The sequence below is a fragment of the Nocardia spongicola genome, assembly GCF_047200775.1.
Taxonomy (GTDB): domain Bacteria; phylum Actinomycetota; class Actinomycetes; order Mycobacteriales; family Mycobacteriaceae; genus Nocardia.
Map to the genome: position 1 here is coordinate 1 of NZ_JBJZOO010000084.1, position 259 is coordinate 259.

Genomic DNA, 259 nt, shown 5'->3' on the forward strand with positions numbered 1-259 from the left:
CTGGCTCCCCGCGAGTTCCGGGCCCCGGTCACCGAGATCGAAACCATCCTCACCGAGGTATTCACCGAAGTCCTCGGCACCGAGGATATCGGTGTCGACGATTCCTTCTTCGCCCTCGGTGGCGACAGCATCCTGTCCATCCAACTGGTCTCCCGCGCCAAAACCCGCGGCATCCTCATCACCCCCCGCGACGTCTTCGAACGCAGAACCATCACCGCACTCGCCGATATCGCCACCCTCGGCACCGACGACGAGACGG

Annotated in this window: 1 protein-coding gene; it reads left to right on the forward strand. The window is 64.1% G+C overall.

Annotated elements, in window-relative coordinates; translation table 11 throughout:
* The coding region (locus tag ACL02S_RS24310) for a phosphopantetheine-binding protein (protein WP_412804817.1) at positions 1 to 259 on the forward strand (259 nt) is incomplete at both ends.